Genomic DNA, 24,468 nt, shown 5'->3' with positions numbered 1-24,468 from the left:
TCAGGCCACCCCCCGCGCGTGCTCGACGACGGCCGCCCCGCGGCGGGGCAGGACGACACCGACCAGGTCGATGCGGACACCGCCCGGCGGGGCTCCTCCGTGCGCCTGGATCCACCGCTCGGCCAGGTCGCGCAGGCGCTCGGCCTTCTCGGGCGTCACCGAGGCCATCGGGTGCTGGAATCCGCCGCCGCTGCGGGTCTTCACCTCGCAGACGACCAGGACGTCGCCGTCCCTGGCGACGATGTCGATCTCACCGGTCCTGCCGCAGCGCCAGTTGCGCTCCAGGACCGTCATGCCGGCCTCGACCAGCCGCCGTGCGGCCAGTTCCTCGCCGTACCGGCCGAGTGCGCCTCGGGCCAGATCCGTGTTCGTGTTCACGTGGGCACCACCTCCGGCACCCACGCTCACTCATCCGCCACCACGAGAAGGATCTTGGTGGACAACCCCGGGGCTGTGGAAAACCCCGTCACCCGTCCGAGCGCGTCCCTGCGGAACTCAGCTTCCCGGGAGTTCCAGGTCGCTCTTGTTGAGCTCCTCGATGTTCACGTCCTTGAACGTGAGCACCCGCACCTGCTTCACGAACCGGGCCGGCCGGTACATGTCCCACACCCAGGCATCCGCCATGGAGACTTCGAAGAACACCTCGCCCTGGACCGAGTGCACCTGCATCTCGTAGTCGTTGGTGAGGTAGAAACGCCGCTCGGTCTCGATCACGTATTTGAACAGACCGACGACATCGCGGTACTCCCGGTAGAGCTTCAGCTCCATCTCGGTCTCGTACTTCTCGAGGTCCTCGGCGCTCATGGCATGTTCCCCTTCAGCCGTGCGATCTCCCCATTGTGCGCCAGTCCCGCGCGCCTCTAGACGATTTCCGTGTCCAGGGTTACGGGTCCGGCCGGAGGACCTTCGTCGAGCAGCCTGCGCAGCAGCTCGGCGAGTCTGGTCGGATACACCGTCTCATGTGTCCGGGTCAGTTCCCGACAGGTCCACCAACGCGCTCCGACGACGCTGCGCCGCTCCAGCTCGGTCAGGGCCGTGGCACGGGTCGCCGTCTGTGTCGTACGGGCCAGGTAGTACCACTCCTCCTGGTTCCAGCGGCGGCCCGCGAACGGAAAGGAGCACGTCCGCCGCCACAGCACCGGGCCGAGCTCGACCTCGGTGATGCCGGTCTCCTCGACGAGTTCCCGCAGAGCGGCCTCCTCACGGGTCTCGTCGCCCTCCACGCCACCGCCGGGTGTGAGCCACCAGGTGTCGGCCGGGTCGTCCGGTTCATGGCCGTGCAGCAGCAGGATGCGGTCCTGCGGGTCGAGGAGGACGACCCGGGCGACCCTGCGCAGTCCGCCCTCGGAAGAATCGAGGCCCGCGCCCTTCGGCTCGTCCGTGGTCTCAGCGGGCACCGGCGGCCTCCGGCCGGGCCCGGCGACCGGACGTCCGCTTGGCGATCGGGCCGTACGCACCGCCACCCAGGACCAGCACACCGCCCGCGACGATCATCCAGCCGATCGTGCCCAGCGGGCCCGGCTCGGAGAGGGCGCCGAGCTCCTCGAAGCCCGTGGGCCGCTCCAGCATGCCGTTCATGGGCCAGACGACGGCGTCGACGCGAGCCTTGACGGCGCTGCGCGCGACCGTCCCCTGGGCGGCGTCCGTGAGGTGGGCTGTGGAGTCCAGCGACCCCTCCCGCTCGTCGCCGAGCAGGAAGAGCCGGCCCTCCGGGACCTTCACGGTCGGGAAGTTCTTGATCTCGGCCAGGCTGCCCGCGGGCAGATACGGTTCCTCGATCTGCTGGCCGTTGACGGTCAGCTTGCCCTCGGTGCAGCACGAGACCGTGTCGCCGCCGACCGCCACGACCCGCTTGACCACGGGCGCGTTGCTCGCCCAGGTCTTGTCGGTGAAGACGACGACGTCCCCGCGGCGCACCTCGTCGCCGTCGACACGCTGGGCCAGCACACGGTCGCCGGCCGCGATCGTCGGGCTCATGGAACTGGTGGGCACCGTGTACGGCAGATAGAGCAGGGCTCCCCAGCCGAATCCACAGAGGAACAGCACGAGGCCCAGTGCGACGGCCAGTCCGGACAGACGCTGTCCGGTCCGGCTGCCCACCGGGCCACTGCTGGTGCCACCGCCACTGTGCGGGGCCGTACGCGTAGTGCTCTCGCCACCCATGGATCCGCACCCTACCCGGCGGTACCGAACCGGTCAGCCCCTCTTTCCCGGTCTTCCCCGTCTTCCCGGGCCTTGGTCACAAGCTTGGGAAAGGGTTTGCCGACGGGCGGCCGACGCGGAAGCCGGAGGGTCAGCGGGCCGCGGAGTCCTCGGTGCGCCGACGACGCCACAGGACGACGGGGACGACCCCGGCGACGGCGAGGCCCTGCGGGGCGACCGTCAGCGCCGCGGATCCCGCGGACCCGGCGTTCAGGCCGGTCTGGTCGAACGTGTCCGGCACCGGGAGGGTGCCCCAACGGGTGATCGGCCAGGCCTTGACGACGGCACGGCCGACGACCTGGTTCACGGGCACCATGCCGTGGTTCTTGTCCGACTGGTTGTAACGGGAGTCGCGCGAGTTCTGACGGTGGTCGCCCATGACCCAGATGAAGCCCTTGGGGACCTTCACGGTGAACTGCCCGCCCTGGTCGTCCTGACTGCACGGGGTGTTGCCGGGGTACACGTACGACTCGTTCAGCGCCTTGCCGTTGACCGTCAACGGGCCCGTGCCCTTGCACGAGACGGTGTCGCCGCCGACGCCGATGACCCGCTTGATCAGGTCCTTCTCCTCGGCGGACGGCATCAGGCCGATCCAGCTGAGGACCGTCTGGAAGGCGTTCGGATCGGCGGTGGCCTCGCCTGCCAGCCAGTTGTCGGGGTCGTGGAAGACGACGACCTCGCCCCGCTCCGGCTCGGAGCCGAACCACGGGGTCAGCTTGTCGACGAGGACCCGGTCGCCCTCCTTGAGGGTGTTCTCCATCGAGGCGGACGGGATGGAGAACGCCTGCACCAGGAACGTCTTGATCAGCAGCGCGAGAACGAGCGCGATACCGATCAGGATCGGCAGCTCCTTCCAGAAGGAGCGGGGCTTCTTCGGCTTCGGGGCCGGGCCTCCGGACCCTTCGCCACCGGTCCGGGGCGGCTCGTCCGCCGGCGGGCCGTCGCCGCCCGCCGCCGGGTCACTCCCGGAGGTCACGGCGCTGTCGGAAGCCGGGTCGGCGGCTTCCACGGGATGACCGCGGTGCTCCTCGCCGTCGTGCCCGGACCGTGCGCCAACCGCCACATCCCCCACGCCAACTCCTCACTCTGTGCCGCTGCCTGCCCCACGTACGACGCAGGCCCACCACTCCCATAACGAGCGGGAGTTCCGCAGGGCTCGGGAGTTGTCGAACCGATCCGTTCGGATCGCCGGGGGCAACCCTATGCGACAGCTGGGCGGACGCGGTCGCCGTGGCGGCCGAGCCGGTGACGGATGCGAAAGTTTGCGGTTCCTTGAGACGGACCCAGTGCCCGAGCGGCCAGGCGATGACCATGGCCCGCCCCACCACCTCGTCCTCCGAGACGGTGCCGCCGTAGTCGGTGTTCTGGTGGGCCCGGGAGTCGGCGGAGTTGGCCCGGTGGTCGCCCATCACCCACAGCCGCCCCTGGGGGACGGTGATGTCGAACGACGTGCTGGAGGGGTCGTTGCCGGGATACAGATATGCCCCCTCCTCCAGGGGCACGCCGTTGACGGTGACCCGTCCCTGCGTGTCACAGCACACGACACGGTCGCCGCCCACCCCGACGACGCGCTTGATGAGGTCCTTCTCGTCGTCGGACGGCAGCAGACCGATGAAGGTGAGCCCTTCCTTGATCTGCTTGACGACGACCGGGTCCGCCTTCTTGGTGGTGGTCTGCTCGTCGTCGAGCCAGCCGCCGGGGTCCTTGAACACGACGACGTCCCCACGCTCGGGCTTGGAGCCGAACCACGGGGTGAACTTGTCGACCAGCACACGGTCGCCGATCCGGATCGTCTGCTCCATGGAGCCGGACGGGATCACGAAGGCCTGCACGAGGAAGGTCTTCAGGACCAGGGCTATCAGGACGGCGACACCGACCAGCAGCGGTATCTCCCGGACGGCCGAGCGCCTGCGCTTGCGCTTGACCTTGCGCTGGAGCTTGCGCCGTTCCGCGCGTGTGCGGCCGGAGGCCGAGCTGGAGGTGCGCCGGGCGCCGGTGGGCAGGAGGTTCTCCGCGGCGCTGGTGGGGATGGCGCGCGGCTTGCCGCGGTTACCCATGGGCGCCCTCCGCGCCGGGCACGCGCGCGTAGGCGCTCGGGCGGGACAGCCGGGTGAGATGCGCGGAGGGCCAGAGGATCCAGTCGGCGCGGCCGATCACCCGGTCGACGGGGATCATGCCGCCGCCCGGTGAACCGAGGTGGTCACGGGAGTCGCGGGAGTGACTGCGGTGGTCACCGAGGACGAACAGGGTGCCCTCGGGCACGACCACGTCGAAGTCCACCGTGGACGCACGGTCGCCGGGATACAGGAACGTCGACTCGTCGACCGACCGGCCGTTCACCTTGATCCTCCCCTCCTTGTCGCAGCAGACCACGTGATCTCCCCCTACACCCACGACGCGCTTGATGTAGTCGGAGTTCCCGAAGTACCCGGCGCCGTCGAACACGACGACATCGCCGCGCTGCGGCTCGGCACCGAAACGGTACGCCAACTTATTTACGAGAACGCGGTCGCCGATCCTCAATCCGTTTTCCATGGATCCGCTGGGAATCTGGAACGGTTGCGCCACGAAAGCGTTGAGGACCAGCAAAAACAGCAGGCAGACGAGCAGGGTCAGACTGATCCGGCCGCCGGGCAGCCACTCCGTGATCCGCCCGGCCAACGCGAAACGCGACCGTCCCTCCGTTCCCTCCGCCTCCGGGGTCTCCTGGGAGACGTCCGCGGGAACGGAAGGGTGGGAGGAGCGGTCGCGCTCCGTCGTGGGCTGAGCTTCGGTGTCCATCGGGGCCAGATGCTATCCGGCCGCCCCATGAACCCCTCAGGGTGCTCAGTTGTAGCGCTTCTCCTTGATCTTCGCGGCCTTGCCGCGCAGCTCACGCAGGTAGTAGAGCTTGGCGCGACGCACGTCACCGCGGGTGACGAGCTCGATCTTCTCGACGATCGGGGTGTGCACCGGGAAGGTGCGCTCGACGCCGACGGAGAAGGAGACCTTGCGGACCGTGAAGGTCTCGCGGACACCGGCGCCCTGGCGGCGGATGACTACGCCCTTGAACTGCTGCACACGGGAGCGGTTGCCCTCGATGACGCGGACGTGGACGTTGACGGTGTCACCGGGGCGGAAGGCCGGGACGTCGCTGCGCAGCGACGCGGCGTCGACTGAGTCGAGCAGGTGAGACATTTCGTCTGCTTTCTTCGCTGATGCCACAGGTCATCAACGGAACTAGATGTTCAAGGATTGAGTGCCGTGTGCCCGTCGAGGCGGGCGTCGTGTCCCCCTGTGGCAGGGGCGCACACCGGACGGCGCACAACAGCGGCCTATTCTTCCACGCTGTCGGTCCTGCGCCAAAATCGGCCGAACGGGGCACCCTCCGGGTCGGGCATCCAGCCCAGGATGGAGAGCATCTCGCGGTCCTTCTTGTCGAAGGTCTTCGGCTCGCAGCGCTCGATCAGGTCGGGCCGGTTGGCCGTCGTGCGCCGCAGGGCCTCGTCCCGGCGCCAGCGGGCGATCCTGCCGTGGTGGCCGCTGAGCAGCACCTCGGGGATCTCCCGGCCGCGCCAGGCGGGCGGCTTGGTGTAGACGGGGCCCTCCAGGAGGCTGGCCATCGCGCCGGGGGCGAAGGAGTCGTCGCGGTGGGACTCGGCGTTGCCGAGCACGCCGGGCAGCAGGCGTGCCACGGCCTCGGTGACGACCAGGACCGCGGCCTCCCCGCCGGCCAGGACGTAGTCGCCGATGGAGACCTCGTAGACGGGGATCCGGGTGGCGTACTCGTCGACGACCCGCCGGTCGATGCCCTCGTAGCGGGCCGGGGTGAAGATCAGCCAGGGGCGCTCGGAGAGCTCGACCGCGAGTTCCTGGGTGAAGGGCCGGCCGCTGGGCGTCGGGACGACGATCGCGGGCGCGTGCGAGCCCCGCTCGTACCCGTCGGCCAGGACGGTGTCGAGGGCTTCGCCCCAGGGTTCGGTCTTCATGACCATGCCGGGTCCGCCGCCGTAGGGGGTGTCGTCGACCGTGTTGTGCCGGTCGTACGTCCACTCCCGCAGGTCGTGCACCTGGACGTCCAGCCGGCCACGCGTGCGTGCCTTGCCGACGAGGGAGACGTTCAGCGGGTCGAGGTACTCGGGGAAGATCGTGACGACGTCGAGGCGCATTACGGCCGGTCCCCGTCCGCGTTCTCGTCGGCCTCGCCGTTCTCGTCGGCCTCGTCCCCGTCGGCGTCCCGCGCGGACGCGATCTCGGCGCGGTCGTCGATCAGACCGGGCGGCGGGTCGATGACGGCCCGCTGCTCCTCCAGGTCGATCTCGGTGACGATCGACTCGACGAAGGGGATCATCACCTCGCTGCCGTCGGGCCGCTCGACGATGAAGAGGTCCTGGGACGGCAGATGCGAGATCTCCGTGATCCGGCCGACCTCCATGCCGTCCTTGGTGACCACGTCCAGGTCCATCAACTGGTGGTCGTAGTACTCGTCCTCCTCCTCGGGCAGCTCCGTGGGGTCGAGCTCGGCGATCAGGAGGGTGTTGCGCAGGGCTTCGGCGGCGGTGCGGTCCCGCACGCCCTCGAAGCGCAGGAGGAGACGACCGCTGTGGACACGGCCGGTCTCGATGGTCAGCGGGCCGGTCGAGGCCGGGTCCGTGGCCAGGACGGCGCCGGGCGCGAGCCGCTGCTCCGGCTCGTCGGTGCGTACCTCGACGGTGACCTCGCCCTTGATGCCGTGGGCGCGGCCGATCCGCGCGACTACGAGCTGCACTTCTGAAGATCTCCTGTCGTACCTGTCGTCACGGCTGCCGTAACGACTACGGGCCGGGGACGGCCCAGTGGCCTTCCCCGGCCCGAGCCGGTGCTGCGAAACGCGTCAGCGGACGTGATCCACGTCGACGAGGTCGACGCGGACGCCACGGCCGCCGATGGCGCCCACGACGGTGCGCAGAGCGCGTGCGGTGCGGCCGTTGCGGCCGATCACCTTGCCGAGGTCGTCCGGGTGGACCCGGACCTCGAGCACACGTCCGCGACGCAGGTCGCGCGAGGCGACCTGCACATCGTCGGGGTTGTCGACGATGCCCTTCACGAGGTGCTCAAGCGCCTCTTCGAGCATGCTGCTCAGGCCTCGGTCGGCTCAGACGCAGAGGACTCAGCGGCAGCCTCGTCCTTCTTCTCAGCCTTCTTCTTCTGGGTGATGGCCTCACCCTTGCCCGAGTCGTCGCCACCGAGGGCCTCGAACAGCGGGCGAGCCTTCTTCGGCTCGGCGACGAGCAGCGGCGCCGGGGCGGGCTCGCCCTTGAACTTCTGCCAGTCGCCGGTCTTCTTCAGAATGGCGAGCACCGGCTCGGTCGGCTGCGCGCCGACACCCAGCCAGTACGCCACGCGGTCGGCGTCGACCTCGATGATCGACGGGTGGTACGTCGGCTGGTACTTGCCGATCTCCTCGATCGCACGGCCGTCACGACGGGTGCGGGAGTCGGCGACGACGATGCGGTAGTGAGGCGCGCGGATCTTGCCCAGACGCTTCAGCTTGATCTTGACTGCCACGGAAGTGGTGTCTCCTGGTCTTGACGTGGTTGGGCACGGCGAGATGGCCGCGTGGGGTTGCGGTACCCGAGTGCCCGATGGACGCGTCAGCCGGAGGAGAGAGGGGTCCTGTGCGACTGTCGAGTACAGCTAGCCATTGTGCCACACCGCACGGGGCCCTTCCGGCCACGGGTGGTTTCCGGGCATGCGGCAGAAACGCCCGGCGCTTGCGGGGCGCCGCCCTTGACGGCCCCCCGCACCACGCTGAACCGGCAGCCACGAGTTGCCGGTGCACGACGGACGTACCTAGGCGGCGCCCGCGATCTCCGGGATCCGGAACGGCTTGCCGCAGCCCCCGCACACGATCGGCGCCTGGGCCAGGACCGACGGCACGACGCGCACGTTGCGGCCGCAGTCGCACACGGCCTTGACCCGGACGCCACCGCCGGAGGAGCCGTGCCGGGCCGCCGGACCGCGGAAGGAACGAGTGGTGTCGGACGAGGTTGCCGCCAGATGGGCCTTGAGGGCCCGCTGGAGGCGCTCGATCGTCGGGCGGTAGCGCCGCTTGGCCTCGGGGTTGAGCGTGACCAGGGAGAAGCCGCTGCTGGGGTGCGGTTCCTCGGGGTGGTCCAGGCCCAGCTCCTCGGCGATCGCGAGGAATCTGCGGTTGTGGTAGCGGCCGGCCCGGGAGGTGTCGCGCACGCCGCGGGCGGCGGCGATGCCATGGACTGCCTCGTGAAGCAGTCGCTCGAAGGAGAGCTCGTGACCGCAGGCGGACGACGACTCCCCGATCAGGGACTCTGGCGCGGCGAGATCGGGCAGTTCGGGGTGGTACCGCTGAATGTCGGCCCACGCCTCTGCCAGTTCTGCGGCGAGAACAGGTGGTGTCTGTGTCGTGCTCACGTAATGACAACGAGCGGGGGTGCCCCAGTGTTCCTATTCCGGGCCATCCCAAATAATTTGCACGTACCCGTCAGTTGCCGCTGATGCGTCCTGACGAGGGCGGGTGCGCTGATCTGCGGAGAAGCCTCACAGCTCCTACCAAGCTGGTGCGTAGGCCCACGTACGACCCGGCGCGTAGACGAGGTCCGCGCGCCGGGGTAGGGAAGTTCCGCAGGGGCGCAAGAGGCGTTTCGGCCGCCTTCGCGAGCGGAGGGCGCCGTCTCAGTAGGCGCGCGCGACGACGGCGAGGTTACCGGGGGCGTCACCGTCGTCCGGCACCGACCCGTCCTCCGCGATCAGACACCGTACGGTCAGCGACTGCTCGGCCAGTCGGGCCTCGCCCTCTTCGCCGAGGGCCGCCCACGGCACGCGCGCCCAGCCGCCGGCGGCGGCCGCCTCCGCGGCCTCCTCGATCGTCGAGACGTCGGCCGTGCGGGATTCACGGCGCTCGCGGGACTGCTTCAGCAAGAGCGCCTGGTCCTCCTCCAGGACGCCGGGCAGCAGACTCTCGAGCGCGTCGATCGCCACCGGCTCCTTGCCTCCCGGGATGCGCCGGGCCAGCATCGCGGTGCCGTTCTCCAGGTCACGGGGTCCGATCTCGACACGGACGGGCACGCCCTTGAGCTCCCAGTCGACCGCGCGCCGCCCGAAGGGGACGTCGGTGCGGTCGTCGACGCGGACGCGCAGCCCCGCGGCCTTCAGGCGCGCGCCCAGCTCGCGGACCTTGGCGAGAACCGCCTCGTCGCCCTTGATCGCGAGAACGACGACCTGGATGTGCGCCAGCCGCGGCGGCACCCGCAGCCCGTCGTCGTCGCCGTGCATCATCACCAGGGCGCCGATCATGCGGGTCGTGGACCCCCAGGAGGTCTGCCAGACCAGTTCCTGCGCGCCCTCCTTCGACAGGTACCGGGTGTTGAAGGCCTTGGCGAAGTTCTGGCCCAGCTCATGACTGGTGACCATCTGGAGGGCCTTGCCGTCGCCCATCATGCTCTCGAGGGTGAGGGTGTTGACGGCGCCCGCGAAGCGCTCCTTGGCCGTCTTGCGGCCGGAGACGAAGTCGACCGCGAGGACGTTCTCCAGGAAGTCGCCGTAGACCTCGCGCTGGATGCGCGCGGCGAAGTCGCGGGCCTCCTCGTAGGTGGCGTGCGCGGTGTGCCCCTCCTGCCAGAGGAACTCCGACGTCCGCAGGAAGAGGCGGGGCCGCAGCTCCCAACGGACCACGTTGGCCCACTGGTTGATCAGCAGGGGCAGGTCGCGATAGCTCTGCACCCACTTGGAGAAGTACTCGTTGACGATGGTCTCGGAGGTGGGCCTGACGACCGCAGGCTCCTCCAGCTCCTTGCCGCCCCCGTGCGTCACCACGGCCAGCTCCGGTGCGAATCCCTCGACATGGTCCGCCTCGCGAGTGAGGTAGGACTGCGGGATCAGCAGCGGGAAGTACGCGTTCTCGGTGCCCGTCTCCTTGATGCGGGCGTCCAGCTCCGCCTGCATCCGCTCCCACAGTCCGTAACCGTACGGTCGGATCACCATGCTGCCGCGCACCGGTCCGTTGTCGGCCAGTTCGGCCTTGCTGATCAGATCCTGGTACCAGCGGGGGAAGTCGTCCGCCTGCGGGGTGAGAACGGGAGCCTTGGCCATGGCGAGATGGTACGGCCCCGGGTTGCCGGAATGTGAATTCTCGCCACAGGCACAGCCGGCGCACAAGCGGGGGGCCGAGACCCCTGGACGCCGTCGCGTACGGGGAGTTACCTGGCATACGGGGGAAGTGCGAGCGCACTGCACGGGGGTCACCTGATCGGTTACTGCGGCAGTTCTCGGCGGATTGGGGCGCTTATCCATGACACCTACGCTCGTGCGGCAGCACCTGCCACTCGCGGGGCCGACCCCCCGCGCGGACCCGGGTGCACGCGCGCGTGACTGGTCGGAAGTACAGGAGCGGATGCTGGTCCCGCTCTACGAGGCCGTCTACGAGCGACTGGACGTGGGGCCCGGCACCAGGCTCCTCGCCCTCGGCTGCGGCTCGGGGCTCGCCCTGCTGATGGCCGCCTCCAGGGGCGCGGCGGCCCTCACCGGTGTCGAACCCTCCTCTCCCGAACGGCTGGCCCTGGCGCGCGAACGCCTGCTGCCCAAGGAGCCCCGTCCCCGCACGCGAGGCGCGCGCGGAGAGGGGGGCGGCATCCACCTCACCGACCGGCTGCCGGGGGACCCGGCCGGCCCGGGCACGCGCGCGTACGACCTGGTGACCGCGTTCGAGCCGATCGGCTGCCGCGCGGGCGACGCGGACGGGCTCGGCGGTCTCCTGGCGGCCACGGCACCGCTCGTCGCACGCGGAAGGCCCGTGGTGCTCGTCGGCTGGGGTCCGCCGGAACGCTGCGCCACGTCCGCGGTGTTGCGGGTCGCCGCCAAGCTGGCCGATCCCCTGCGCGGCGGCACGGTCCGGCTGCGCCCGGCGCTGCGCGACGACCTGGAGGAGGTCGCCGGGCGGGCCGGCCTGAAGCCGGACGGCTCGGGGCGGGTGGCCTGCCCCTTCGGGTACGCCGACGTGGAGAGCGCCCTCAAGGGGCTGCTGTCCACCGGGCTGTTCGACGCGGCGGTCGCGGCGACGGACCAGGCGCAGGTCGACAAGGAACTGACCGAAGCGCTGCACCCGTACCGACGCCCGGACGGGACGGTGTGGATGCCGAACGTGTTCCGGTACCTGATCGCGCGGACTCCCTGAAGCTTCCGCGCCCTGTCGAGGTCCACGCCTGGCCGTAGGCCTTCGCCGGCCCCCGTGACGCCCGTGCGTGTCCACCTGCGTCCGCGCGCCCGCTTCGACGTCCGTACGGCGTGTGGGGCGCCCCTCCGTGAACGGAAGAGCGCCCCACACCAGGTATCTGCCCGCGGACGGACGGACGGGCGCGGTCCGGCGCCGATCCGCGGACGGCGGCCGTCAGCCCATGAACTTCTTGAACTCGTCCGGCAGTTCGAAGTCCTGGGCACCCTGCTGCGGCAGGCCGAGCGCGTTGCCGCCCTGGGCCTCGCGGCGCTGGGCCGCCTCGATCTCCTGCTGCTTGCGCTTCATCGGGTTGCCGGAGCGCTGCTTGCCCTTGGCCTGCTTCGGCTGCTTCTTCTGCCGGCCGGCGCCGCCGCCCATGCCCGGCATCCCCGGCATCCCCGGCATGCCGCCGCCCTGGGCCATCCGGGACATCATCTTGCGGGCCTCGAAGAACCGCTCGACCAGGCCCTTCACCGCGCTGACCTCGACACCGGAACCCTTGGCGATACGGGCGCGGCGCGAGCCGTTGATGATCGTCGGGTCCTGGCGCTCGCCCGGGGTCATCGACTTGATGATCGCGGCCGTGCGGTCGACGTCCCGCTCGTCGAGGTTGGCGATCTGGTCCTTGATCTGACCCATGCCGGGCAGCATGCCGAGCAGCTTGCTGATGCTGCCCATCTTCCTGACCTGTTCCATCTGGGCCAGGAAGTCGTCCAGGGTGAAGTCCTGGCCCTTCTTGGACGCCAGCTTGGAGGCCATTTTCTCGGCCTCTTCCTGGCTGAACGTCTTCTCCGCCTGCTCGATCAGGGTGAGCAGGTCACCCATGTCGAGGATGCGGGAGGCCATCCGGTCAGGGTGGAACGCGTCGAACTCGTCGAGCTTCTCGCCGTTCGACGCGAACATGATCGGCTTGCCGGTCACCGAGGCGATCGACAGGGCCGCGCCACCACGGGCGTCGCCGTCGAGCTTGGACAGCACGACACCGTCGAAGCCGACGCCGTCGCGGAAGGCCTCGGCCGTGTTGACGGCGTCCTGACCGATCATCGCGTCGACGACGAAGAGGATCTCGTCGGGCGAGACGGCGTCGCGGATGTCCGCGGCCTGGCGCATCAGCTCGGCGTCGATGCCGAGGCGGCCGGCGGTGTCCACGATCACGATGTCGTGGACCTTGACCTTGGCGAACTCGATCGAGTCCTTGGCGACCTGGACCGGGTCGCCCACCCCGTTACCGGGCTGCGGGGCGTACACGGCCACGCCGGCGCGCTCGGCGACGACGCTGAGCTGGTTGACGGCGTTGGGGCGCTGGAGGTCGCAGGCGACGAGCAGCGGCGAGTGGCCCTGCTCCTTCAGCCAGCGGCCGAGCTTGCCCGCGAGGGTGGTCTTACCGGCACCCTGGAGACCGGCCAGCATGATCACGGTGGGCGGCTGCTTGGCGAACCGCAGGCGCCGGGTCTCGCCGCCGAGGATCGTGACGAGTTCCTCGTTGACGATCTTCAGGACCTGCTGGGCGGGGTTCAGCGCCCTGGAGACATCGGCGCCCAGGGCGCGTTCCTTGACGTTCTTGATGAACGTGCGGACGACCGGCAGGGCCACGTCCGCTTCGAGGAGTGCGATGCGGATCTCGCGCGCCGTGGCGTCGATGTCCGCTTCGCTCAGGCGCCCCTTGCCGCGCAAGTTCTTGAAGGTCGCTGAAAGGCGATCGGAGAGAGTATCGAACACGGCGGCGTCGGTCCTCGGAGTCGGGGGCAGTCTGAGCGTCTTCCAGGGTATCCGGCCGCGCAAGACATTCGTCCCCGCCTGCTGTATTTCAGCGGGCGGGGACGCGTGCCACGCGGCACACGGTCACGCCCGCAGTGTCTCCTCCAGCTTGCGGGTCACCGAGGCGGCCTCGTCGCCGGGCAGCGGCGTGCCCTCGGTCCCGGTGACGTAGAAGGCGTCCACGGCGTTCGCGCCCAGGGTCGAGACGTGCATGCTGCGGACCCGCAGCCCCTCGTCCTCCAGGGCCCGGCCGATCCGGAACAGCAGCCCCGGCGCGTCCTGCGCGCGCACCTCGATGACCGTGGCGTGCCGGGAGGCCGCGGGGGCCACCGTCACGCGCGGCGGCGGCGCGACCACGCCCCGCCGGCGGGGGTAGGCCGCGTCCCGTTCCGCGAGCCGCCCGGCGATGTCGAGCGAGCCGTCCAGGGCGCGTACGAGATCGGCGCGCAGCCGGGCCGCCTGGGGCAGCGAGCCGTACTCGGCGGCGACCCGCCAGTTCAGCAACAGGACGGATCCCTCGACGCCGGTCGGCAGGTCCAGGGCGCGCAGCTCGGCGGTGCGGACGGTCAGGCGGTGCATCGCCAGCACGCCGGCCACCGCGGGCAGCACGCCCGTCTGGTCGGGTACGGCGATGAGCAGTTCCACACCGAGCGGCTCGGGGTCGTCCGTCGGCCCGTCCTCCGCGGGAGGCTCGGTCTGCGCGCGCAGGGCCAGCACCGGACTGCTGGTGGCGACCGCCTCGATGGCGAGCCGTTCCTGTTCGGCGGTGGGCGCGACGGCGTCGGGCTCCTCCGGCTCGTCCCCGGCGAGCACCGCCCCCACCCGCTTGACCAGGTCCGCCACGAGCGAACCCCGCCAGGACGACCAGGCGGCGGGGCCGGTGGCCAGCGCGTCGGCCTCGGTGAGGGCGTGCAGCAGCTCCAGGGTGCTCTCCGAGCCGACCGCCTCCGCGACCGAGCGGACCGTGGCCGGGTCCTCCAGGTCGCGCCGGGTGGCCGTCTCGATCAGCAGCAGGTGATGCCGTACGAGCGTGGAGAGGACGGCGACGTCGGCGCGGTCGAAGCCGATCCGGGCGGCGACGTCCTTGGCGATGATCTCGCCCGCGACCGAGTGGTCGCCGGGCCAGCCCTTGCCGATGTCGTGCAGCAGGGCGGAGACCAGGAGAAGGTCGGGACGGCTGACCCGGCGGGTGAACTCGGAGGCGCGGACGGCGGTCTCGATGAGGTGCCGGTCGACGGTCCAGATGTGCACGGCGTTGCGCTGCGGGCGGCAGCGCACCCGCTCCCAGTCGGGCAGCAGCCCTGTGATCAGGCCCTCGGCCTCCAGCGCCTCCCAGACCTCGATGGTGGGCCGGCCCGAGCCGAGCAACGTCACGAGCTGCTCGCGGGCCTCGGCGGGCCAGGGCGTGGGCAGCGGGCGCACGGTGGCGGCGAGGCGCCGTACGGCGTGCAGGGAGAGCGGGAGGCCGGCCTGCGCGGCGGCGGCCGCGGCGCGCAGCGGGAGGACCGGATCACGCTCGGGGCGTGCGGCACGGGCGAGCACCACCTCGCCGTCCTGCTCCACCACGCCCTCGGCCAGCGGAGAGCGCTCGGCGACCGGTTTGCCGCCCCCGAGCATGGCGCGCAACCGCGGCCGCACGGCGCGTGAGCGCAGCACGCGCCCCACTTCACGCCAGGTGACGTCACTCGCATACGAGATGACGCGGGCCGCCTCGTACACCTGCCGCAGCAGCGTGTCGGCGTCCAGCAGTCCCAGCTCGGCTGCCACCTGGTCCTGTTCCTGGAGGGCCAGCCGGTCGGTGGCACGGCCGGTGGCCAGGTGCAGGGCGTCCCGTACGTCGAGGAGCCGGCGGCGGGCGTCGTCGAGGCCCTCGCGGGGCGCGTCGGCCAGCCAGGAGGCGGCGACCGCCCGCAGTGCGGTGGCGTCCCTCAGGCCGCCCCGCGCCTCCTTCAGGTCCGGCTCCAGCAGGTACTGGAGTTCACCCTGGCGTTCGGCGCGCTCGGCGCACAGCTCCTGGAGTTCGGGGAGGCGCTTGGGCGCCTGGTTGCGCCAGTCGGCGAGGACGGCCGTGCGCAGTCCCGCCGTCAGACCGGGGTCGCCGACGAGGTGCCGGGCGTCGAGGAGGCCGAGCTGGACCTTGAGGTCCTCACCCGCGGTCTTGCGGGCCTCCGCCGGTGTGCGGACGGAGTGGTCGAGAGCCAGGCCCAGGTCCCACACGGGGTACCAGAGCCGGTCGGCGAGGGCGGCGACCGCCTTGGGGTCGGCGCCGTCGTGCAGAAGGAGGAGGTCGAGGTCGCTGCGCGGGGACAGCTCGCCCCGGCCGTAGCCGCCGACGGCGACCAGGGACACGCCCTTCAGTTCCTCGGCTCCGGCCGTGAAGAGCCCCGACAGCCAGTCGTCGGTCAGTTCCGCGAGGGCGGAACGGCGCGGCGGCCCGGACCGCGCCCCCTCGGTGAGGAGGCGCAGCCGGGCCGCCGCGTAGCCGCTGGGTCCCGAGTCCTCTGCATCCTTGCGCACGTCCGTACTCGTCACCCAGCGACTCCTGTTCTGTTCTGCCGTCAGAGCGCGTCCGGACCGCGCTCGCCGGTGCGGACCCGAACGGCCGTCTCGACCGGAAGGGACCAGACCTTTCCGTCACCGATCTTGCCCGTGCGGGCCGCCTTGACGATGACGTCGATCAGCTGCTCGGCGTCGTCGTCCTCGGCCAGCACCTCGATGCGGATCTTGGGGAACCAGGTCGACCGTGTACTCGGCGCCGCGGTAGACCTCGGTGTGTCCCCGCTGACGACCGTAACCGCTGGCCTCGGTGACCGTCAGACCGTGGACGCCGAACGCCTGAAGGGCTTCCTTGATCTCGTCCAGCCGGTGGGGCTTCACGACGGCGGTGATGAGCTTCATGCGTCCACCTTCTTGCTCGCGTCGGTGACCGCGGTCGGGAGGGCGGTCGTGCGGGCGGCGCCGCCGCCGGCCCCGCTGAAGTCGTATGCGGTCTCGGCGTGCTCCGCCTGGTCGATGCCGGCGACCTCGACGTCCTCGGTGACGCGCATCCCGATCGTCTTGTCGAGGAGGAAGGCGAGGACCGCGGAGACGACCAGGGAGTAGGCGAGGACCGCGAAGACGCCGGCGCACTGCTTCCAGAACTGGTCGAGGCCGCCGCCGTAGAAGAGGCCCTCGACGTCGGACTGTCCCTTGCCGCTGGCGAAGAAGCCGATCAGCAGGGAGCCGACGACACCGCCGACCAGGTGGACGCCGACGACGTCGAGCGAGTCGTCGTAGCCGAACCGGTACTTCAGGCCCACGGCCATGGCGCACAGGACACCCGCGATGACACCGACGGCGATCGCGCCGAGCGGGGAGACCGCACCACCCGAGGGGGTGATGGCGACCAGACCGGCGACCGCGCCGGAGGCCGCGCCCAGCGTGGTGAACGCACCGTGGCGGATCTTCTCGTAGACGAGCCAGGCCAGCATGGCGGCGGCGGTGGCGACCTGCGTGTTGACGAACATCAGCGCGCCCACGCCGTCGTCGTTGCCGAGCCACGAGCCGGCGTTGAAGCCGAACCAGCCGAACCACAGCAGACCGGCGCCGAGCATGACCAGCGGCAGGCTGTGCGGGCGCATCGGGTCCTTCTTGAACCCGACCCGCTTGCCGATGACGAGGATCACGCCGAGGGCCGCGGCACCGGCGTTGATGTGCACCGCCGTACCACCGGCGAAGTCGATGACACCCAGCTCGAAGGCCCAGCCGCCGGCGCCCCAGACCCAGTGCGCGACGGGGAAGTACACGACCGTGGCCCACAGTGCGACGAACAGCGCCCACGCGGAGAACTTGACGCGGTCGGCGAGCGCACCGCTGATCAGGGCGGGCGTGATGATCGCGAACATCATCTGGAAGACCATGAACACGAAGATCGGGATGGTGTAGCCGTCCCACAGCTCCGTCAGGCCGATGTTGCTGAGGCCGACCCAGTCGGAGTTCCAGCCGATGAGGCTGCCGGAGTCGGTGCCGAAAGCGAGGGAGAAGCCGTACAACACCCACAGGATGGTGACGATCCCGATGCTGATGAAGCTCATCATCAGCATGTTGAGCGTGCTCTTGACGCGGACCATGCCTCCGTAGAAGAAGGCGAGGCCCGGGGTCATGATCAGTACCAGTGCGGAACAGATGAGCATGAAGCCTGTGTTCGCGGACGACAGCGTGGGTGCGTCCGCCGCAAGCGTGATGGCGGCCTGTGCCATCGGCGTCTCCTCGTCGTAGGTACGGCCCCGTGCGGGCGAAGCCAGAGCGGGTCGTGAGGGGTGGGCCGGTTATGCGCCATGAGATTCGCGCAGCGCGGTTTCGGTCGACGCCCCTCGTTGTTTCGCCGCTGTGACGAAGGCGCCTCGTGCGTTACGCCTCGATGAACTGCCTGATGTTCGGCGAGTGGATCGTTATCGTGGCGCAACCTTCGAAGAACGCGATAAACCGGCCGCGGGCGGCCTTCCGAATGACCTGGCATGGGGGAGCCGAGTCGGGCAGTTCGGGAGGGCCGGCCGCGGCCGGAGTCCAGGGTTTCGCTGTGCGGACGAGCCGGATCAGACCGCTTCCGCCGTCTCCGGCAGCTCGATGGTGAGCCGCTCGGTCAGGTCCACGACCTCGGAGAGATCACCGAAATCGCGTACGGCGCTGTCGACGGTCTTTCGGATACGAGTGTTGACGCGCTCGGAGCGCACCTTCTTGGCCTCCTTCATGGCCTGTGTGGCGAGGGTGGCGCTCTGCTCGGGCTCCCGCTGCAGGAGGTGCACGGTGGCCATGCCGATCAGGTTCAGCACATACGACCGCTGGTGGTCGTGGTCGCCCGCGAACAGCTTCACGGCCTTGCGCATCAGGGGTTCGGCCAGCGAGGCGTACGTGGGACTGCGGCCGGCGACATAGGCGAGGTCACGGAAGGAGTGGCTGTTCTCGCCGTACAACTCGGCCTCGGAGAAGAAGCGGATCCAGTCCGGGTCCGGCTCGTCCCACTCGTCGGACTCGGCGAAGGTGTCCTCGGCCATCCGCACCGCCCGCTTGCACCGGCCGGGCTGCCCCATGTTGGCGTAGGCGCGGGCCTCCATCGCATACAGCATGGACTGGGTGCGCGGGCTCGCGCAGTCGCGGCTGCCGTACTGCGCGAGGTGGACCAGTTCCAGGGCGTCCTCGGGCCGGCCGAGGTGGATCATCTGGCGGCTCATGCTGGACAGCACGTAGGAGCCGAGCGGCCGGTCACCGGCCTCCTTCGCCGCGTGCAGGGCGAGGACGAAGTACTTCTGCGCGGTGGGCTGGAGCCCCACGTCGTAGCTCATCCAGCCCGCCAGCTCCGCCAGTTCGGCGGCGACCTTGAAGAGCCTCCTCGCGGTGGACTCGGGCTGGGGCTCCTGGAGGAGATCCGTGACCTCGTGCAGTTGCCCGACGACGGCCTTGCGGCGCAGCCCGCCGCCGCACTGCGCGTCCCACTGCCGGAACATCACGGTGGTGGACTCCAGGAGGTCCAGTTCGGGCCTGGAGAGCCGGCCACGGGCCCGGCTGGTGGGAATCGAGTCCGGCTCCTCGAGCGGGGCGGGCGGCGAGGGGACCAGCCAGCGCTGCATGGGCTCGATGAGGGACGGGCCCGCGCACAGGGCGAGCGAGGTCCCGAGGAAGCCACGCCGCGCCAGCATCAGGTCGCTGCGCGAGAACTCGCTGAGCTGGGCCACCGTCTGCGGGGCAGTCCACGGCAGGTCGACACCGGTCACGGAGGGCACCTGGCGCGCGGCGCGCAGCCCGAGGTCCTCGACGGAGACGACACAGCCGAACCGCTCGGAGAACAGCTCCGACAGGATCCTGGGGATGGGCTCGCGGGGGTTCTCGCCGTCCAGCCAGCGGCGCACCCGCGAGGTGTCCGTGGAGATGTGGTTGGCGCCCAACTGGCGTGCGCGGCGGTTGACCTGACGCGCGAGTTCACCCTTCGACCAGCCGCTGCGCACGAACCACGAAGAGAGCAGCTCGTTCGGGCGCTTGTCCACACCCGCAGCGTTACTTCCGCTTCCGCCGTTGCCGCTCACTGGAACGCCCCCATCCCTGAGACCACTTGTCACTGAGTGCGCCAACCCTTATCAGAATGCCGGTAAATACGGCCTGCCGTACGGGACTTGTCACCCTTCGAACGGAAAGCCGACTTGCCCCCGGCATACCCACAAGCGCATGTGCCTCCAGGACCCGCACACTCAAAGTAATCCTACGATCACTGCTCCGGCCACGAGGATCCCGGAAACGCCACCATTCGCCACCCCTTCGGATGAACTCCAGGTGACCCGTACGCGATTCACTTGACATAGGACGGCCGGAAGTGGCGGAGCGAAGCACTCAGGGGCGCGTACGGCGTGACACACCCCCTGGAGCACTTCCGGGCGCTGTCCGGATCGAGCGGCCGCCGGGAAGCGTGTAAGTACACAGAGTCACGACGATCGATCGCTGCGTAACCATCGGCGCGTCGAACCCGTTGGAGGGGGCATGGGCTTCACGATCGGCGGCATTCGCGAGATCCGCTCCGGCGCGCGCAGGCGCGGTCGCTCGTCCGAGTGCACCGCCGTCGCCGAGTTCACGGGACTGTGGGGCTGGGACGCGGTCCCCGGCGCGCGGGCCGCGGCGGGCGTCTGCTCCTGCGGGCGCTCCGACTGCCGCGAACCCGGCGCGCATCCGCTGACGTTCGCCCCCCGGGTGCCCGCCGGGGCCACCCTCGACGACGTGAGCAGGACCTGGTCGGAGTTCCCGGGCGCCGCGGTGATGCTGCCCGTGGGGCGCGCGTTCGACGTGATCGACGTCGCCGAGGCCGCCGGCCGTCGCGCCCTGGTCCGGCTGGAGCGCATGGGTCTCCCCCTCGGCCCGGTCACCGCCACCCCCGAGGGCCGCGCCCAGTTCTTCGTCGCCCCCGGCGCCGCCGCCGAACTGACCGGCCTGCTCTACCGCATGGGCTGGGACGACCCGACCGCCCTGGACCTGCACGGCCTCGGGCCCGGTACGTTCGTCACGGCCCCGCCCTCCGACCGCGGCGGGCTCGGACCGGTGCGCTGGCTGCGTCCGCCCGCGCTGGACTCGGCGACCCGCCCGCCGCAGGCCCGTCTGCTGCTGGGCACGCTGGCCTATCTGGCCCACCGTTCGCGCGCCTGAGCCGTCCGGCGTGCACACGGCCGAGCGCCCGCTCCCACTGCACCTGGGGGCGGGCGCTTCGTCCCTTCGTTCGCCTGAACCGGCGCCGCTGTCGCGGACCCGGCTGGTCGCCGTCCTGGTACCTCGATCGATGGTCGCGGTCCGTGGGCGGCGGGCGGCGGTCCTCAGTCGCCGATAAGGGCATCCACGAACGCCTCCGGCTCGAAGGGCGCCAGGTCGTCCGCGCCCTCGCCGAGTCCGATCAGCTTGACCGGGACGCCCAGCTCGCGCTGGACCGCGATCACGATGCCGCCCTTCGCCGTGCCGTCCAGCTTGGTCAGGACGATGCCGGTGATGTTCACGACCTCGGCGAAGACCCGGGCCTGGACGAGACCGTTCTGGCCGGTGGTGGCGTCGAGGACGAGCAGCACCTCGTCGAGCGGCGCGTGCTTCTCGACGACCCGCTTGACCTTGCCCAGCTCGTCCATGAGGCCGGTCTTGGTGTGCAGCCGCCCCGCGGTGTCGATGAGGACGACGTCCACCCCCATCTCCTTGCCCTCCTTCACCGCGTCGAACGCGACGGAGGCGGGGTCGCCCGCCTCCGGGCCCCGCACGGTGTGCGCGCCCACCCGCTCGCCCCAGGTCTGGAGCTGGTCGGCGGCGGCGGCGCGGAAGGTGTCGGCGGCGCCGAGGACGACGGTCCGCCCGTCGGCCACGAGCACCCGCGCGAGCTTGCCGGTGGTGGTGGTCTTGCCGGTGCCGTTGACCCCGACGACCATCACGATGCCCGGCTTGCGCTCCGCGGGCTCGGTCTTCACCGTGCGGTCGACGTCGGTGCCGACCAGCTTGAGCAGCTCGTCGCGCAGCAGACCGCGCAGGCCCTCGGGGGTGCGGGTGCCGAGCACCCGGACGCGCTCACGCAGCCGCTCGACCAGTTCCTGGGTCGGCAGCACGCCGACGTCGGCGGTGAGCAGCGTGTCCTCGATCTCCTCCCAGGTGTCCTCGTCGAGGTGCTCGCGGGAGAGCAGCGTGAGCAGGCCCTTGCCGAGGGCGTTCTGCGAGCGGGACAACCGGGCGCGGAGGCGGACCAGCCGCCCCTCGGTGGGCTCCGGGATCTCGAGTTCGGGAACCTCGACGACGGGCGGTTCCTCGACGGCGGTGCCGGTCGAACCGCCGCCGGGAAGATCCACCTCCTCTATCGTGCGGCGCGGTTCGTCGCGTGGCGTCTCGGCCTCGTCGCCGACGTGCGGCTCGGCCGGAGGGGCGGTGATGTCGGGCGCGGTGGGGGGCGGCGGTGGCAGCGACTTCTTCCGTCGGCTGCCGACCACGAGCCCGGCGAGCACACCGAGCACGACCACGGCGATGACTACAGCAAGGATGACGGTTTCCATAACGCGTCCAGTATCCATCCCCACCCGCCCGCGGCCCCGCTCCCCGGTCCGTACGGCTGGGCCGTGCCGCTCTTGTGCAGTGCGGCCCTCGCCCGCAAGCGCAGGCGCGGGCAGCGGTCCTCGGTCTCCCGCGACGCGCCCCCGGCCGGCCCCGCCCTGCGGGTCGGTCGGCACGACGGGTCGGGTCATGGCCCGGGCCCACGGCCGGGAGGGCCCGACCCATGGCTATCTGATGTGCCGTCAGCTACGGTCCCCGGACATCCGCCGAAGGGGGCCTGCCATGCCCGTCACCGTCGTCCGTTTCAACCTCGTCGCTCCCGGCGCGACCCCGGCCGAGCTCGGCGTGCGGTACCGGGCCGCTCTGGAGATGGCCGCGTACGCCGACGAGTGCGGGGTCACGACCGTGCAGACCGAGGAGCATCACGGAGCCGAGAACAACTGGCTGCCGTCGCCGTTCGCCTTCGCGGGCGCCGTGCTCGGCGCGACCCGGCGGCTCGCGGTCACGGTCTCGGCGGTGATCGGCCCGCTGCACGACCCGCTGCGGCTGGCCGAGGACATCGCGGTGCTCGACCTGCTGAGCGGCGGCCGGCTGGTCACGGTCGCCGGCATCGGGTACCGGCCCGAGGAGTACGCCCGGGCGGGGGTGGACTGGAAGCGGCGCGGGCGGCTCCAGGACGAGCTCCTCGACACCCTGCTCAAGGCCTGGACCGGCGAGGAGTTCGAGTACCGGGGCCGCACGGTGCGGGTCACCCCGCGTCCGGGCTCCGCCCCCCACCCGCTGCTGCTGGTCGGCGGCTCCTCCAGGGCCGCCGCCCGCCGGGCCGCCCGGTTCGGCCTGCCCTTCTTCCCCAGCGCGCACCTTCCGGAGCTGGAGGCGTACTACAAGGAGCGGCTGGTGGAGTACGGGACCGAGGGCTGGACGATGATGCCGGGCGCCGAGACCCCGCTGCTGCACATCGCGGAGGATCCGGACCGGGCGTGGGCCGAGTACGGCGAACACTTCCTGCACGAGGCCCGCACGTACGCCTCCTGGCAGTCCGGCGACATCCGCTCGGCGGTGCGGTCGGCGGCGGGCAGCGTCCGGGAGCTCCGTGACGAGGGCGTCTACCGGATCCTCACGCCGGACGAGTGCGTGGCGCAGGGGCTCGACAACCTCGTCCTGCATCCGCTGGCCGGCGGGATGCCCACGGCGGAGGGGTGGCGTGGGCTGCGGCTGTTCTGCGAAGACGTGCTGCCCCGGCTCGACGGGTGAGCCGGGGCAGCGCGTTTCCACGGGTATCGAGGAGCGGGCAGCGGGGACTTGGCCCGGCTCCTCGAGTTCAGGGGGCCCGGGGGCCTCTCGGGGAGGCTCAGCCCATCTCCTCCAGCGCCTTGCCCTTCGTCTCCTTGACGTACTTCAGGACGAACGGGATGGAGAGCGCGGCGAAGACCGTGTAGATCACGTAGGTCGCGGAGAGGTTCCAGTCGGCCAGCGACGGGAAGCTCGCGGTGATGGCCCAGTTGGCGATCCACTGCGCGGACGCGGCCACACCCAGGGCGGCGGCACGGATCCGGTTGGGGAACATCTCGCCGAGGAAGACCCAGACGACCACACCCCACGACAGGGCGAAGAAGAGGACGAACACGTGGGCGGCGATCAGGGCGATCCAGCCCTGGGTGGCCGGCAGCTTGCCGTCGACCAGGTCGAAGGAGAACGCCCAGGCCTCGAGCCCGAGGCCGACGACCATGCCGACGGAGCCGATGAGGGCCAGCGGCTTCCGGCCGACCCGGTCCACGAAGATCATCGCGATCACGGTGCCGACGATGTTGATGATCGACGTCGTGAAGGAGTAGAAGAACGAGTCCGTCGGGTCGACGCCGACCGACTGCCACAGCGTCGAGGAGTAGTAGAACGCGACGTTGATGCCGACGAACTGCTGGAAGACCGACAGGCCGATACCGACCCAGACGATCGGCTTGAAGAAGAAGGAGCCGCCGAGCAGGTCCTTGAACGTGGACTTGTGCTCGCTCTTCATCGCGTGCTCGATCTCGGCGACGCGGGCGTCCAGGTCGATCTTCCCGCCCTCGACCTCTTCGAGGATGTCGCGGGCCCGCTCACGCTTGCCGACGGAGATCAGGAAGCGCGGGGACTCGGGGATGGCGAAGGAGAGCAGCCCGTACAGGACGGCCGGGACCACCATGACGCCCAGCATGACCTGCCAGGCCTCGAGGCCCATGAGCTCGCCGCGCTGGTCGCCGCCGGCGGCGTTCAGCAGACCCCAGTTGACCAGCTGCGAGATCGCGATGCCGATGACGATCGCGGCCTGCTGGAAGGAACCGAGGCGGCCGCGGTAGGCGGGCGGGGCGACCTCGGCGATGTAGGCGGGGCCGATGACGGAGGCCATGCCGATGGCGAAGCCGCCGACGACCCGCCAGGCGGCGAAGTCCCACAGCGCGAAGGGCAGGGCCGAGCCGACGGCGCTGACGGTGAACAGCACGGCGGCGATCTGCATCACCCGGATGCGGCCGATCCGGTCGGCGATGCGGCCGGCGGTCGCGGCGCCGACGGCGCAGCCGATCAGGGCGATGGCGATGACCTGCGCCAGGGCCGCGGAGCCGACGTCGTAACGGTCCCGGATGGCCTCGACGGCGCCGTTGATCACGGAGCTGTCGTAGCCGAAGAGGAAACCGCCCATCGCGGCCGCCGCCGCGATGAAGATGACGTGCCCGAGATGATCGGGGTGAGCCGTCCCGGCTCCTGACTTGTGTGCCTGCTCTGTGCTGGTCACG

At 70.6% G+C, this 24,468-nt stretch carries 23 protein-coding genes and 1 pseudogene; 3 read left to right on the top strand and 21 right to left on the bottom strand.

Translation table 11 applies throughout. From position 1 onward, the window contains the following. The 14 genes from QF030_RS29600 to proS all read right to left on the bottom strand — a co-directional run bounded on the left by QF030_RS29600 (nucleotide 1) and on the right by proS (nucleotide 10,287). Nucleotides 1-408, bottom strand: coding sequence for a YraN family protein (locus QF030_RS29600; protein WP_307165622.1), 408 nt, complete (start codon nucleotides 406-408; stop codon nucleotides 1-3). 87 nt (nucleotides 409-495) lie between these two features. Next, on the bottom strand, nucleotides 496-804 hold the full coding sequence (locus tag QF030_RS29595; protein WP_005311352.1) for a DUF2469 domain-containing protein: 309 nt from the start codon (nucleotides 802-804) through the stop codon (nucleotides 496-498). Nucleotides 805-860: 56 nt separating this feature from the next. Then, on the bottom strand, nucleotides 861-1,397 hold the full coding sequence (locus QF030_RS29590) for an NUDIX hydrolase (RefSeq protein WP_307165621.1): 537 nt from the start codon (nucleotides 1,395-1,397) through the stop codon (nucleotides 861-863). Further along, a complete protein-coding gene (gene lepB / locus QF030_RS29585) occupies nucleotides 1,387-2,163 on the bottom strand; it encodes a signal peptidase I (protein ID WP_307165620.1) in 777 nt (258 codons plus the stop codon). Before lepB (QF030_RS29585) ends, QF030_RS29590 begins: the two co-directional genes overlap by 11 nt. 130 nt (nucleotides 2,164-2,293) lie before the next feature. Next, nucleotides 2,294-3,274: a signal peptidase I gene (gene lepB / locus QF030_RS29580; protein ID WP_307165619.1), complete on the bottom strand. Its 981-nt coding sequence runs from the start codon at nucleotides 3,272-3,274 to the stop codon at nucleotides 2,294-2,296. After that, nucleotides 3,162-4,259 carry a signal peptidase I gene (gene lepB, locus QF030_RS29575; protein WP_307165618.1) on the bottom strand — a complete coding sequence of 366 codons (1,098 nt, stop codon included), beginning with the start codon at nucleotides 4,257-4,259 and terminating at the stop codon, nucleotides 3,162-3,164. Before lepB (QF030_RS29575) ends, lepB (QF030_RS29580) begins: the two co-directional genes overlap by 113 nt. Continuing rightward, nucleotides 4,252-4,983 (bottom strand): signal peptidase I, encoded by a 732-nt coding sequence (lepB, locus tag QF030_RS29570; RefSeq protein WP_307165617.1) that lies wholly within the window; start codon nucleotides 4,981-4,983, stop codon nucleotides 4,252-4,254. The genes lepB (QF030_RS29575) and lepB (QF030_RS29570) overlap by 8 nt, the downstream gene beginning before the upstream one ends. Nucleotides 4,984-5,028: 45 nt before the next feature. Further along, complete coding sequence (rplS, locus tag QF030_RS29565) at nucleotides 5,029-5,379, bottom strand: 50S ribosomal protein L19 (RefSeq protein WP_307165616.1); 351 nt, start codon at nucleotides 5,377-5,379, stop codon at nucleotides 5,029-5,031. A 137-nt stretch (nucleotides 5,380-5,516) separates the two neighbouring features. Next, nucleotides 5,517-6,350 (bottom strand): tRNA (guanosine(37)-N1)-methyltransferase TrmD, encoded by an 834-nt coding sequence (gene trmD, locus QF030_RS29560; RefSeq protein WP_307165615.1) that lies wholly within the window; start codon nucleotides 6,348-6,350, stop codon nucleotides 5,517-5,519. Beyond that, entirely contained in the window at nucleotides 6,350-6,949 is a 600-nt protein-coding gene (gene rimM, locus QF030_RS29555) for a ribosome maturation factor RimM (RefSeq protein WP_307165614.1), read from the bottom strand. The genes trmD and rimM overlap by 1 nt, the downstream gene beginning before the upstream one ends. Nucleotides 6,950-7,054: 105 nt before the next feature. Next, entirely contained in the window at nucleotides 7,055-7,294 is a 240-nt protein-coding gene (locus QF030_RS29550) for an RNA-binding protein (protein WP_005479813.1), read from the bottom strand. 5 nt (nucleotides 7,295-7,299) lie between these two features. After that, entirely contained in the window at nucleotides 7,300-7,728 is a 429-nt protein-coding gene (gene rpsP / locus QF030_RS29545) for a 30S ribosomal protein S16 (protein WP_307165613.1), read from the bottom strand. Nucleotides 7,729-8,013: 285 nt separating this feature from the next. Then, nucleotides 8,014-8,610, bottom strand: coding sequence for a hypothetical protein (locus QF030_RS29540; protein ID WP_028806665.1), 597 nt, complete (start codon nucleotides 8,608-8,610; stop codon nucleotides 8,014-8,016). Between the two features lie 261 nt (nucleotides 8,611-8,871). Then, nucleotides 8,872-10,287, bottom strand: a complete 1,416-nt coding sequence (gene proS / locus QF030_RS29535) for a proline--tRNA ligase (RefSeq protein WP_307165612.1) — start codon at nucleotides 10,285-10,287, stop codon at nucleotides 8,872-8,874. Between the two features lie 199 nt (nucleotides 10,288-10,486). Here proS and QF030_RS29530 point away from each other — a divergent pair, with 199 nt between their 5' ends. Then, entirely contained in the window at nucleotides 10,487-11,368 is an 882-nt protein-coding gene (locus QF030_RS29530; protein WP_307165611.1) for an SAM-dependent methyltransferase, read from the top strand. A 213-nt stretch (nucleotides 11,369-11,581) separates the two neighbouring features. Here the strand turns inward: QF030_RS29530 and ffh are convergent, their stop codons facing one another. The 5 genes and pseudogenes from ffh to nsdA form a co-directional block, all read right to left on the bottom strand. Next, complete coding sequence (gene ffh / locus QF030_RS29525; RefSeq protein WP_307165610.1) at nucleotides 11,582-13,126, bottom strand: signal recognition particle protein; 1,545 nt, start codon at nucleotides 13,124-13,126, stop codon at nucleotides 11,582-11,584. Between the two features lie 123 nt (nucleotides 13,127-13,249). Continuing rightward, nucleotides 13,250-15,697 carry a [protein-PII] uridylyltransferase gene (locus QF030_RS29520; protein WP_307165609.1) on the bottom strand — a complete coding sequence of 816 codons (2,448 nt, stop codon included), beginning with the start codon at nucleotides 15,695-15,697 and terminating at the stop codon, nucleotides 13,250-13,252. Nucleotides 15,698-15,723: 26 nt separating this feature from the next. Beyond that, a pseudogene (locus tag QF030_RS29515) lies at nucleotides 15,724-16,063 on the bottom strand (P-II family nitrogen regulator). After that, nucleotides 16,060-17,403 (bottom strand): ammonium transporter, encoded by a 1,344-nt coding sequence (locus tag QF030_RS29510; RefSeq protein WP_307165608.1) that lies wholly within the window; start codon nucleotides 17,401-17,403, stop codon nucleotides 16,060-16,062. The pseudogene QF030_RS29515 and the gene QF030_RS29510 overlap by 4 nt, the downstream one beginning before the upstream one ends. Before the next feature lie 336 nt (nucleotides 17,404-17,739). Further along, nucleotides 17,740-19,224, bottom strand: coding sequence for a transcriptional repressor NsdA (gene nsdA, locus QF030_RS29505; RefSeq protein WP_307165607.1), 1,485 nt, complete (start codon nucleotides 19,222-19,224; stop codon nucleotides 17,740-17,742). A gap of 448 nt (nucleotides 19,225-19,672) precedes the next feature. Here nsdA and QF030_RS29500 point away from each other — a divergent pair, with 448 nt between their 5' ends. Next, complete coding sequence (locus QF030_RS29500; RefSeq protein WP_307165606.1) at nucleotides 19,673-20,329, top strand: bifunctional DNA primase/polymerase; 657 nt, start codon at nucleotides 19,673-19,675, stop codon at nucleotides 20,327-20,329. A gap of 164 nt (nucleotides 20,330-20,493) precedes the next feature. Here the strand turns inward: QF030_RS29500 and ftsY are convergent, their stop codons facing one another. Next, entirely contained in the window at nucleotides 20,494-21,699 is a 1,206-nt protein-coding gene (gene ftsY / locus QF030_RS29495) for a signal recognition particle-docking protein FtsY (protein ID WP_307165605.1), read from the bottom strand. A gap of 280 nt (nucleotides 21,700-21,979) precedes the next feature. Between ftsY and QF030_RS29490 the strand changes: the two genes are divergently transcribed. Then, nucleotides 21,980-22,951, top strand: a complete 972-nt coding sequence (locus QF030_RS29490; protein ID WP_307165604.1) for an LLM class flavin-dependent oxidoreductase — start codon at nucleotides 21,980-21,982, stop codon at nucleotides 22,949-22,951. A 97-nt stretch (nucleotides 22,952-23,048) separates the two neighbouring features. Here the strand turns inward: QF030_RS29490 and QF030_RS29485 are convergent, their stop codons facing one another. Continuing rightward, the gene (locus QF030_RS29485; protein WP_307165603.1) at nucleotides 23,049-24,467 is read right to left on the bottom strand and encodes a sugar porter family MFS transporter; all 1,419 of its coding nucleotides are present in this window, start codon (nucleotides 24,465-24,467) and stop codon (nucleotides 23,049-23,051) included. Nucleotide 24,468 lies beyond the last annotated feature (1 nt).

The sequence above is a fragment of the Streptomyces rishiriensis genome, from assembly GCF_030815485.1.
Classification (GTDB): Bacteria; Actinomycetota; Actinomycetes; order Streptomycetales; family Streptomycetaceae; genus Streptomyces; species Streptomyces rishiriensis_A.
Note: the sequence above shows the minus strand (reverse complement) of the source record. Positions and strands in the feature narration are given on the sequence as shown.

What these genes read in the sequence shown, in the direction of transcription:
- QF030_RS29510 (WP_307165608.1), bottom strand. Translation starts at nt 17,403, where the DNA reads ATGGCACAGGCCGCCATCACGCTTGCGGCGGACGCACCCACGCTGTCG.
- QF030_RS29500 (WP_307165606.1), top strand. Translation starts at nt 19,673, where the DNA reads ATGGGCTTCACGATCGGCGGCATTCGCGAGATCCGCTCCGGCGCGCGC.
- trmD (WP_307165615.1), bottom strand. Translation starts at nt 6,350, where the DNA reads ATGCGCCTCGACGTCGTCACGATCTTCCCCGAGTACCTCGACCCGCTG.
- lepB (WP_307165618.1), bottom strand. Translation starts at nt 4,259, where the DNA reads ATGGGTAACCGCGGCAAGCCGCGCGCCATCCCCACCAGCGCCGCGGAG.
- lepB (WP_307165620.1), bottom strand. Translation starts at nt 2,163, where the DNA reads ATGGGTGGCGAGAGCACTACGCGTACGGCCCCGCACAGTGGCGGTGGC.
- QF030_RS29530 (WP_307165611.1), top strand. Translation starts at nt 10,487, where the DNA reads ATGACACCTACGCTCGTGCGGCAGCACCTGCCACTCGCGGGGCCGACC.
- rplS (WP_307165616.1), bottom strand. Translation starts at nt 5,379, where the DNA reads ATGTCTCACCTGCTCGACTCAGTCGACGCCGCGTCGCTGCGCAGCGAC.
- lepB (WP_307165617.1), bottom strand. Translation starts at nt 4,983, where the DNA reads ATGGACACCGAAGCTCAGCCCACGACGGAGCGCGACCGCTCCTCCCAC.
- QF030_RS29550 (WP_005479813.1), bottom strand. Translation starts at nt 7,294, where the DNA reads ATGCTCGAAGAGGCGCTTGAGCACCTCGTGAAGGGCATCGTCGACAAC.
- ftsY (WP_307165605.1), bottom strand. Translation starts at nt 21,699, where the DNA reads ATGGAAACCGTCATCCTTGCTGTAGTCATCGCCGTGGTCGTGCTCGGT.
- proS (WP_307165612.1), bottom strand. Translation starts at nt 10,287, where the DNA reads ATGGCCAAGGCTCCCGTTCTCACCCCGCAGGCGGACGACTTCCCCCGC.
- QF030_RS29595 (WP_005311352.1), bottom strand. Translation starts at nt 804, where the DNA reads ATGAGCGCCGAGGACCTCGAGAAGTACGAGACCGAGATGGAGCTGAAG.
- QF030_RS29490 (WP_307165604.1), top strand. Translation starts at nt 21,980, where the DNA reads ATGCCCGTCACCGTCGTCCGTTTCAACCTCGTCGCTCCCGGCGCGACC.